The organism is Pantoea sp. C2G6, from assembly GCF_051336815.1.
In the GTDB taxonomy this organism is placed as follows: domain Bacteria; phylum Pseudomonadota; class Gammaproteobacteria; order Enterobacterales; family Enterobacteriaceae; genus Pantoea.
The window spans coordinates 279,043-289,313 of the sequence record NZ_JBGMNJ010000002.1; the positions used below are offsets into that span (position 1 = coordinate 279,043).

Here is a 10,271-nt window from a genome sequence, read left to right on the forward strand (position 1 = left end):
GATGAAACTGACTTTTTTCACCATGCGTTTCCCGGTTGCCTCTGAGACATTCGTACTAAATCAGGTAACCCATTTTATCGATGCTGGTTACGAGGTGGAGATTATTTCGGTCTTTCCCGGCGATTTAGTGAACCGGCACGCCGCTTTTGACGAGTATGGTCTGGCGGCGAAGACCCACTACCTGCTGCCGGAAGAGAAGATCTCGATTGTCGATAAGCTGAATCAGCGTATCAAGCTGGTGCTGCCCAACGTGACCAAGCCGTCGCTGCTGCGTTCGCTGAACGTGCGGCGCTATGGCGCACAGTCCAGCAAGCTGCTGCTGCCGTCGATTGTGGCGAATGCAAAGCAGACCTTCACCGCTGATGTGTTTCTGGTGCATTTCGGCTATGCCGGTGCGCTGGCGAACAAACTGCGTGAGCTGGGCGTTCTCAAGGGTAAGCAGGCGACGGTGTTCCACGGTGCCGATATTTCCCGCCGTCATATTCTGGAAGAGCACAAGCTCGACTACGTCAACCTGTTCCGTCAGAGCGAGCTGATGCTGCCTATCAGCCATCTGTGGGAGAACAAGCTGATCGAGATGGGCTGTCCACCAGAAAAAATTCATGTGACGCGCATGGGGATTGAGCCGGAGAAGTTTAACTTCCAGCCGCGCCAGGCGTTCCAGACGCCGCTGCGTATCGTGTCGGTGGCACGTCTCACCGAGAAGAAAGGGCTGGATGTGGCGGTTAAAGCCAGTGCCATCCTCAAGCAGCGCGGCGGGCAGTTCCACTACACCATCATCGGCAATGGCGATCAGGATGAGATGATGCGCGATTTCATCGCCCGTGAGGGGATGGAAGATTGCGTCAGCATGCCGGGCTTCAAGCCGCAGGAGGAGATCCGCCGCGCGCTGAGTGAGGCTGACATCTTCCTGCTGCCCTCCAAAACCGCCGCCGATGGCGATATGGAAGGGATTCCGGTGGCGCTGATGGAGGCGATGGCGGTTGGCCTGCCGGTGGTCTCCACCTTCCACAGCGGCATCCCGGAGCTGATTGAGAACAACGTCTCGGGCTGGCTGGTGGAGGAGGATGATCCTGAAGCGCTGGCGGAGACGCTGCTGACGCTGTCACAGGGGAAAGTGGATGTCGCGCCGGTGGTAGCGGCTGCGCGCCACAAAGTTGAAACCGAATTTAATCAGCATATCGCCTATGGCGAACTGGCGCAGATTCTGGAGCGACTGGTGTGAGTGGATTTAAGTCACAGGCGATTTGGCTGTTTGGCAGCACCTGCTTCTCCGCGGTGCTCCAGGTTGCACAGCTCAGTTTTCTCGCCCGCAAACTGGAAACCCACGAGCTGGGGCTGTTAGCCATTATCAACGCCATCCTGGCGGTGGCGGGCGTGTTGCAGGATATGGGGATGAGCAGCTATCTGGTGCATCGCCAGAACATCACCCGCCGCGAGCAGAGCACCATCTACTGGGTGAACGTCTCGCTCAGCCTCTGCACTGGTTTAATCATGCTGCTGATCGCTTTCCCGGTCGCCTGGTTCTACCATCTGCCGGAGCTGGTGGGGCTGATTATGCTGACCAGCCTCAACTTCCTGGTGCTGGGGCATCTGTCGCAGTATCAGGCGCACTACATCAAAACCAAGCGGATGGTTTCGCTGGCGAAGATTGAGATGGGTACCAAACTGTTTGCCTTTCTTTGCGTGGTGGCGATGCTGGAGTTCACCTCGCTGACGGTGGCGGCGGCGATTCTGGGGCTGTTCATCAACGCCTTTACCCGCATTCTCTGTATGATTGCGCTGGGCGAGAAGTCATGGCGTCCGACATGGGAGTTCGATAAAGCGACCTTTATCGGGGCGATCCGCTATGGCAGCTATCAGCTGGGGTCGCAGACCATTAACCAGCTGCGCACCCAGGCAGATGCGCTGGTGGTGGGTAAAGTGATGGGCGCTGAAATGCTGGGCGTCTACTCGCTGGCGAAAGAGCTGGTGCTGCAACCGCTGAAGCTGGTGACGCCGGTGATTAACCGGCTGGCGCTGCCGCGCTTCGCCGAGAAGCAGCATGACCCGGAGCAACTGAAGAAGCTGTTCCTCAAGGGGACGCTGGGGATCATGCTGTTCAGCAGCGCAATGTACCTGGTGATTGGTATCTGCTCGCCGGTGATTGTGCGCGTGCTCTATGGTCCGGCACATGAGCAGGTCTATCACCTGATCCCGCTGATGCTGCTGTTTGGTATGCTGCGGCCGATGGGGGGCCTCACCGGGGCGATCTCCCAGGCTAACGGCCGTACCAACGTTGAGTTCTACTGGAACATCGTGGCCAGTCTGGTCGTGCTGGCGGTGCTGGCGACCACCTTTATCTGGCCCAACGTGCTCTATGTGGCGCTGACGCTCTCGCTGTCGCAGATCCTGATCTCGGCACTGGCGCATCCGTTCTTTATCAAGCCAGTGATTGGCATTCGCTTTATCCCTTATGCCCGCCAGTGGGTGGCGGTCTCGGTGGTCTTTGTCGGGCTGATGCTGCTGGTGAATCACTTTAATCTGTTTGTGATGCCGGAGTGGTTTGAAGGCTGGCTCTGAACAGAATATCGTTATAACAACGGGCGGCCGCGGGTCGCCCGTTTTCATTTATGGCTGGTCTCAGTCGTCCGTCGCAGGTGTCTGTAAAACAGGGCGACAATCATCGATTACTGATTGTCTTTGTTCAGTTTGTGCAGTGCGTGGCAATGGGCAAAATGCCGAATTTCCATGTTGTGACAGAGAGTTACTGTTCGATTTTCAGATAAAGATTATACTTGCTGTTCTGGCCGATCCTGCATAATCGACCCACATCTTCATTTTATTAAACGGAATAAATATGACCAAGCTTAAAGCAGTAATCCCGGTTGCGGGTCTCGGTATGCATATGCTCCCTGCGACTAAAGCCATTCCGAAAGAGATGCTGCCTGTCGTCGACAAACCGATGATCCAGTACATCATTGACGAATGTGTTGCCGCGGGTATTAAAGAGATTGTGCTGGTCACGCATGCGTCGAAAAATGCGGTGGAAAACCACTTCGACACCACCTATGAGCTGGAAGCACTGCTGGAAGCGCGCGTGAAGCGCCAGCTGCTGAGCGAAGTGCAGTCTATCTGTCCGCCAGGCGTGACTATCATGAACGTGCGTCAGGCGCAGCCGCTGGGTCTGGGCCACTCGATTCTCTGCGCCCGCCCGATGATCGGTGACAACCCGTTTGTCGTGGTGCTGCCAGACATCCTGCTGGATGACTCCACCGCTGACCACATGCGTTATAACCTCGCGGCGATGGTTGCCCGTTTTGAAGAGACCGGCCACAGCCAGGTGCTGGCGCAGCATATGCCGACTTCCGATCTCTCTGAGTACTCAGTGATCACCACCGAAGAGCCGATTGATCACCCAGGCCACATCAGCAGCATCACCAACTTTGTTGAGAAGCCAGAGCATCCGGCTGAGCTGAACTCCGACCTGGCGGCAGTGGGCCGTTATGTGCTCTCCGCTGACATCTGGGCTGAGCTGGAGCGCACTGAGCCGGGCGCCTGGGGCCGTATCCAGCTGACCGATGCGATCGCCAGCCTGAGCAAGCATAAAACTGTCGATGTCTCTCTGCTGACCGGTCACAGCTTCGACTGTGGGCGTAAACTGGGTTACATGCAGGCGTTTGTCTCTTATGGTCTGCGTAACAACGCCCAGGGTCGTGAGTTCCGTGAAGCGATCCAGACGATTCTGGCAAAACAACACTAATCGATTCGCCGCGTCTCGCGCGGCGGAATAACAGGAGATTACATGGCTATTTTAGTCACGGGTGGGGCAGGCTATATCGGCTCCCATACGGTACTGGCGCTGCTACAGCGCGGCGATGATGTTGTTGTTCTGGATAACCTCTGCAACGCCTCGCGCGAAGCGATTAACCGCGTAGAGAAGCTGGCGGGCAAAAAAGCGACGTTCGTGGAAGGGGACATCCGTGACCGCGCCTGTCTGCGTGACCTGTTCGCCTCCAACAGCATCTCCGCGGTGATCCACTTCGCCGCGCTGAAAGCGGTGGGGGAGTCGACCCGTATGCCGCTGGAGTATTACGAGAATAACGTCGCGGGAACCGTGGTGCTGCTGGAAGAGATGCGCGCGGCCGGCGTCTGGAACTTTATCTTCAGCTCCTCAGCCACCGTTTATGGCGCAGATGCGCCGGTGCCCTACGTTGAGACCACTCCAATTGGCGGTACCACCAGTCCTTACGGCACCTCGAAGCTGATGATCGAATTCGTGATGCGCGACTTCGCCAAAGCGGAACCGAAGTTTAAGGCGATTGCCCTGCGTTACTTCAACCCGGTTGGCGCACATGAGTCGGGCGAAATCGGTGAAGACCCGACCGGCATACCGAACAACCTGCTGCCGTACATCGCGCAGGTGGCGATCGGCCGTCTGGAGAAACTGGGGGTATTTGGCGGTGATTACGATACGCCAGACGGTACCTGTCTGCGTGACTACATTCATGTGGTCGACCTGGCGGAAGGGCACCTGAAAGCGCTGGACCATCTGAGCAAAGTTGAAGGTTATACTGCCTTTAACCTGGGCGGCGGCAAAGGTTTCTCGGTGCTGGAGATGATCAAGGCGTTTGAGAAGGCTTCCGGTAAGGCGATTCCGTTTGAGATCAAGCCACGTCGTGACGGCGACCTGCCCGCCTTCTGGGCGGACGCCTCGCTGGCGAACCGTGAGCTGGACTGGCGCGTGACGCGCGGTATCGACGAGATGATGCGCGATACCTGGAACTGGCAAAGCAAGAACCCGGATGGGTTTCGCTAATCGGCTCATCTTTGTGAAAAAACCCGGCTCCGGCCGGGTTTTTTATTGCCCCGGTTAAACGTAACTGTAGGTTGATACTCAGCTTTGCCACATCACAGGCAAAATGCGACTACATAATAGCCGGATACGGAATTATCCTGGTCTTGCCAGCGTTATTTTTGCTGACAATGGCGCCTGAACCGACTCTGTGAACAGGCGCAAAGCGTAATCCTGGCTACGCTACTATGCTGTTTTACCAACGATTAACCTTAATGAAGCAAAGTGAGATTAATGTTCAGGCAGACTTACCTTTTGTCAGCGGCAATGAAAGATTAGGCATATTATTTTTGCCGCACAAATTGTACTATTTGCCGTGGTCTCAGAACCCGTATGCGTTTGAATAAAATATAATCAGCGCATCGACAAGCTAACCTGTGATAGCAAATTTCTATCACACAGCATTTGGTTGCTGCAAGCCAGGGGCGGTAGCGTGGCTATTTATTCTGAATGAGTAAAAATTGACCCGCTTTATATGCAATAGCATGCTTAATTTGTTAGAGGATGTGGAATGTTACTTCCCGTAATCATGGCCGGAGGAACCGGCAGCCGTTTGTGGCCCCTTTCCCGCGAACTGTATCCTAAGCAGTTCATCTGTCTGCACGGTGAGCACTCAATGTTACAGGAGACGGTTAACCGTCTTACCGGTATCGAAGCACGCGCACCGATGGTCATCTGCAACGAGGAACATCGCTTCCTGGTTGCCGAGCAGTTGCGACAAATCAATAAGCTATCGCATAACATTATTCTGGAGCCGGTGGGCCGTAACACGGCACCCGCTATCGCGCTGGCTGCGCTGAACGCCGTTGAGCAGGGTGACGATCCGGTCCTGCTGGTGCTGGCTGCCGATCATGTGATTGAAGATCGTGCCGCGTTTCATCAGGCGATTCAAATTGCCACCGCCCATGCCAAACAGGGTAAACTGGTGACTTTTGGTATCGTGCCTACCGGCCCGGAAACCGGATATGGCTATATCCAGCGTGGCGAAGCGCTGCCTGGCGCGGAAAGCGGCCCTTATCAGGTTCAGCGTTTTGTTGAAAAACCCAACCAGAGCACTGCTGAAGAATATCTGCAATCTGGCGAATACTACTGGAACAGCGGCATGTTTATGTTCCGTGCCAAGCGCTATCTCCAGGAACTGGAAAAGTTCCGCCCGGATATTCTTGAGGCCTGTCGTCGTGCCATGGCGAACGTCAAAGAAGGCAACGACTTTATCAGTATTGATAAAGATGATTTTATCGCCTGTCCTGATGAGTCAGTCGATTACGCGGTGATGGAACAGACCGATGCCGCTGTTGTTGTGCCGCTGGCGGCAGGGTGGAGTGATGTAGGCTCCTGGTCCGCCCTATGGGAAGTCAATGAGAAAGATACTCACGGTAACTCTCTCAAAGGCGATACGTTCCTGCACAACACGAAAAACTGCTACATCAATAGTGAAGATCAGCTGGTGGCGGCGATTGGCGTGGAAAACCTGGTGATCGTAAACACCAAAGACGCTGTTCTGGTTGCGCGTAAAGACCAGGTGCAGGATGTGAAACGTGTGGTTGAGTTTCTTAAAAGCGAGTGTCGCAGCGAATACCGCCGCCATCGTGAAACTTACTGGCCATGGGGACGCTGCGACCTGGTGGTTAACACCGGCCGTTTTAACGTCAACCGCATTACGGTTAAACCCGGTGAGGCCTTCCAGTTACAGATGCACTACCACCGCACCGAACACTGGGTGATCCTGTCCGGTACAGCGAAAGTGACTATCCAGGATAAGACGCTGTTACTCACAGAAAACCAGTCAACCTTTATTCCAATCGGTCATCCACATACTTTAGAAAACCCTGGCAAAATTCCATTAGAGCTGTTGGAAATCCAGTCTGGTTCCTATCTTGGCGATGACGACCTCATTTTGATTAAACAACAGTTTGCAAGTAAGTAAGGACAGACACGATCATGGCAGCACTGACCTGTTTTAAAGCTTATGACATCCGTGGCGAATTAGGCACTGAACTGAATGAAGATATTGCCTACCGTATTGGCCGGGCGTATGGCGAATTTATCCGACCCAAAACTATTGTGGTGGGCGGTGATGTCCGTCTGACCAGCGAATCTCTGAAGCTGGCGCTGGCAAATGGATTACGGGATGCGGGTACTGATGTTCTGGACATTGGTATGAGTGGAACAGAAGAGATCTATTTCGCCACTTTTCATTTAGGCATCGATGGCGGCATTGAAGTCACTGCCAGTCATAATCCGATGAACTACAACGGCATGAAGCTGGTCAGAGAGGGTGCTCGCCCGGTCAGCGGCGATACCGGCCTGCGTGATGTCCAGCGACTGGCGGAAGCCAACGATTTTGCCCCGGTCAATGAGAGTGAGCGCGGCAGTTACCAGCAGATTTCAGTGCTGGATGCTTATGTTGATCACCTGATGGGCTACATTGACCTGAAAAACTTCACCAAACCGATGAAGCTGGTGATCAATTCAGGTAATGGTGCTGCCGGCCATGTGATTGATGAAATTGAGAAGCGCTTCCAACAGGCTAATGCGCCGGTTTCATTTATCAAAGTGCATCACGAAGCGAATGGCAATTTCCCCAACGGTATTCCCAACCCGCTGTTGCCAGAGTGTCGTAAAGATACCTCTGACGCAGTGCGTGAGCATCAGGCCGACATGGGCATCGCCTTTGACGGTGATTTTGACCGCTGCTTCCTGTTTGATGAAAATGCAGAGTTCATCGAAGGCTACTATATTGTCGGTCTGTTAGCCGAAGCGTTTCTTAAGAAAGAGCCTGGCGCGAAAATTATTCACGACCCGCGTCTGACATGGAACACCATTGATGTGGTGACGCAGGCAGGCGGTATCCCGGTTATGTCTAAAACCGGCCATGCGTTTATTAAAGAGCGTATGCGTGAAGAGGATGCAGTTTACGGCGGTGAAATGAGTGCGCACCACTATTTCCGTGACTTCGCATACTGCGACAGTGGCATGATTCCGTGGCTGCTGGTGGCAGAACTGCTGGCAGTGAAAGGCCAGACTCTATTTGCGCTGGTCTCCGAGCGAATGGAAGCATTCCCTTGCAGCGGTGAGATCAATTCTAAAGTCGCCAATGCCAAAGAAAAGATTGAAATCATTAAAGAGCGCTATGTATCTGACGAGTGCGAACTAAATCTGACCGATGGAATCAGTGTGGATTTCTCCGACTGGCGTTTCAACCTGAGAACTTCTAATACCGAACCTCTGGTTAGATTGAACGTCGAGTCAAAAAACAATTTAGCGCTGATGAATGAGAAAACAACAGACATCCTGGCTTTGCTAAATGGGGTCCAGAAGTGAGAGAGATACTGATAGCGATATTAAGGTATCGTGGCTTTATATGGAGTAGTGTAAAAAGAGATTTTCAGTCTCGCTACCAGATGAGCATATTAGGGGCAGCATGGTTAGTCTTGCAGCCTCTCGCGATGATCACTGTTTATACCGTAATCTTCTCGCAACTTATGCAGGCAAGGTTACCTCAGTCAACCGGGCCTTTTGCATACAGTATTTACCTCTGTTCCGGTATTCTCACCTGGGGTTTATTCGCTGAAATACTATCCAGAATGCAGGTAGTGTTTATTGAAAATGCAAACTTGTTGAAAAAGGTTACATTTCCAAGAATCTGTTTGCCGGTCATCATCATTTTATCGTGCATACTCAACTTCTTGATAATATTCTCGCTATTTTTGTTTTTCCTGGCCGTAACGGGGAATTTTCCCGGAGTTGAATTTTTCTATATTATTCCAATATTGATCATTCAGGTATTATTCGCAAGCGGGCTTGGCATTACGCTCGGCGTACTGAATGTATTTTTCCGTGATGTGGGGCAGTTTGTCACCGTCCTGCTTCAATTCTGGTTCTGGTTTACGCCAGTAGTGTACGTCTATACAACACTGCCTGTCTGGGCTCAGGGATGGTTAAATTACAATCCAATGACAGCCATAATAAACGGGTATCATGAAATTTTCGTACATAACACCGTACCAGACTTTTTTGCTATGAAATGGACTATTGCTGTCGCGGTGATTTTTTGTGTGTTGGGTCTTTATCTCTTTCGGAAACACGCGGCTGATATGGTGGATGAATTATAATGTACAGCATAAAAGTTGAAAACGTCAGTAAGAGTTATAAACAATATCCACGAAAAATTGATCGGCTATTAGAGTGGGTTTTGCCAGGCAAAAAAAAACGTTTTCATGAAAAACATGTTTTAAATAATGTCTCTTTTGAAATAGAAAAAGGGGAAGCTGTTGGTATTATTGGCGTCAATGGCGCTGGTAAAAGTACCTTATTAAAAATTATCACGGGTACTACAGCAGCGACATCAGGACAGGTAAAATCACAAGGGCGTATTGCTGCACTCCTTGAATTAGGTATGGGATTCCATCCCGATTTTACCGGCAGGCAAAATGCTGTAATAGCAGGCCAACTCCTGGGTATCAATGAAGAAGATATGGATGAAGTCATCCGTGATGTTGAAAACTTTGCGGGTATAGGTGAATATTTTGATTCTCCTGTACGGACATATTCAAGTGGTATGCAAGCCCGCGTAGCATTCTCAGTAGCGACCGCAGTTAAAGCTGATATATTGATTGTCGATGAAGCACTCAGCGTTGGCGACCTGGCTTTTCAGGCTAAATGCATGCAACGCATGAATAAGATGCTTGAAGACAATGTAACTATTCTCTTTGTCAGTCATGCACTTTTCCAGGTGAGACAGTTTTGTTCTCGTGCAGTCTATATCGCCGACGGTGAAGTAAAAGCGTTTGGTGCCGCTGCAAAAGTATGCGATCTCTATCAAAACTCTCTGGTAGAAAATAAAATTTCTATAAAAGAGCAGGAAAATACGGGATTAATTGTTAATCATAAACTCGATCCTGATATTACAGTTAACCCTAATCTCCGCCAGAATTCTCTACAGGAGAATGCGGGGAGTCTGGATCTGGAGTTTCTGGATTTCAAAATGCTGAACGCGGCGGGGGAGGAAGTTGCTACCCTTTACGCGAAAGATAAAGTTACCGTTCAGGCTGTTATCAGATGCAACAGAGATGTCCCTGCTGAGGCATGTGTTGGCATGTTGATCGGTGACAAAAATGGTTTTCCTGTATTGAGCATGAATTCCAACTATTATGATACTCGCCTGGAGAGTCTCAAAGCTGGTGAACACGTCATTATCAGTTGGGATTTTGTCATCCCCTTTTATATGGGCGAGTATCGCATCGATATTGGCATTAAGCCTGAACCTTATTCGTCTGATTTTTATGATCGAATCTTCTGCGTAAAAGTTTTCACAGTAAATACGCCAGTTGAGCTTTTGAAAGAAAACTTTGGTGGTATGCTTCACATCCCGGCAGAAATGAAAATCGTAAAAAAATAACTTCAGTCTGAATTTCAGGAAAGATGCATTAATCAC

General features: G+C 51.3%; 8 protein-coding genes. All 8 read left to right on the top strand.

Annotated features, from left to right (window positions below):
• Position 1: 1 nt before the first annotated feature.
• The 8 genes from ACCW71_RS04700 to ACCW71_RS04735 all read left to right on the top strand — a co-directional run bounded on the left by ACCW71_RS04700 (position 2) and on the right by ACCW71_RS04735 (position 10,235).
• Positions 2 to 1,225, top strand: coding sequence for a glycosyltransferase (locus tag ACCW71_RS04700; protein ID WP_436369926.1), 1,224 nt, complete (start codon positions 2 to 4; stop codon positions 1,223 to 1,225).
• On the top strand, positions 1,222 to 2,562 hold the full coding sequence (locus ACCW71_RS04705) for a lipopolysaccharide biosynthesis protein (RefSeq protein ID WP_436369927.1): 1,341 nt from the start codon (positions 1,222 to 1,224) through the stop codon (positions 2,560 to 2,562). The genes ACCW71_RS04700 and ACCW71_RS04705 overlap by 4 nt, the downstream gene beginning before the upstream one ends.
• A 277-nt stretch (positions 2,563 to 2,839) precedes the next feature.
• The gene (gene galF, locus ACCW71_RS04710) at positions 2,840 to 3,742 is read left to right on the top strand and encodes a UTP--glucose-1-phosphate uridylyltransferase GalF (RefSeq protein ID WP_436369928.1); all 903 of its coding nucleotides are present in this window, start codon (positions 2,840 to 2,842) and stop codon (positions 3,740 to 3,742) included.
• A 42-nt stretch (positions 3,743 to 3,784) separates the two neighbouring features.
• Positions 3,785 to 4,798 carry a UDP-glucose 4-epimerase GalE gene (gene galE / locus ACCW71_RS04715; RefSeq protein WP_436369929.1) on the top strand — a complete coding sequence of 338 codons (1,014 nt, stop codon included), beginning with the start codon at positions 3,785 to 3,787 and terminating at the stop codon, positions 4,796 to 4,798.
• A gap of 547 nt (positions 4,799 to 5,345) precedes the next feature.
• Positions 5,346 to 6,761: a mannose-1-phosphate guanylyltransferase/mannose-6-phosphate isomerase gene (locus tag ACCW71_RS04720; RefSeq protein WP_436369930.1), complete on the top strand. Its 1,416-nt coding sequence runs from the start codon at positions 5,346 to 5,348 to the stop codon at positions 6,759 to 6,761.
• 14 nt (positions 6,762 to 6,775) lie between these two features.
• The gene (gene cpsG, locus ACCW71_RS04725; protein WP_436369931.1) at positions 6,776 to 8,158 is read left to right on the top strand and encodes a phosphomannomutase CpsG; all 1,383 of its coding nucleotides are present in this window, start codon (positions 6,776 to 6,778) and stop codon (positions 8,156 to 8,158) included.
• A gap of 5 nt (positions 8,159 to 8,163) precedes the next feature.
• Positions 8,164 to 8,949 carry an ABC transporter permease gene (locus ACCW71_RS04730; RefSeq protein WP_436370166.1) on the top strand — a complete coding sequence of 262 codons (786 nt, stop codon included), beginning with the start codon at positions 8,164 to 8,166 and terminating at the stop codon, positions 8,947 to 8,949.
• Complete coding sequence (locus tag ACCW71_RS04735) at positions 8,949 to 10,235, top strand: ABC transporter ATP-binding protein (protein ID WP_436369932.1); 1,287 nt, start codon at positions 8,949 to 8,951, stop codon at positions 10,233 to 10,235. The genes ACCW71_RS04730 and ACCW71_RS04735 overlap by 1 nt, the downstream gene beginning before the upstream one ends.
• Positions 10,236 to 10,271 lie beyond the last annotated feature (36 nt).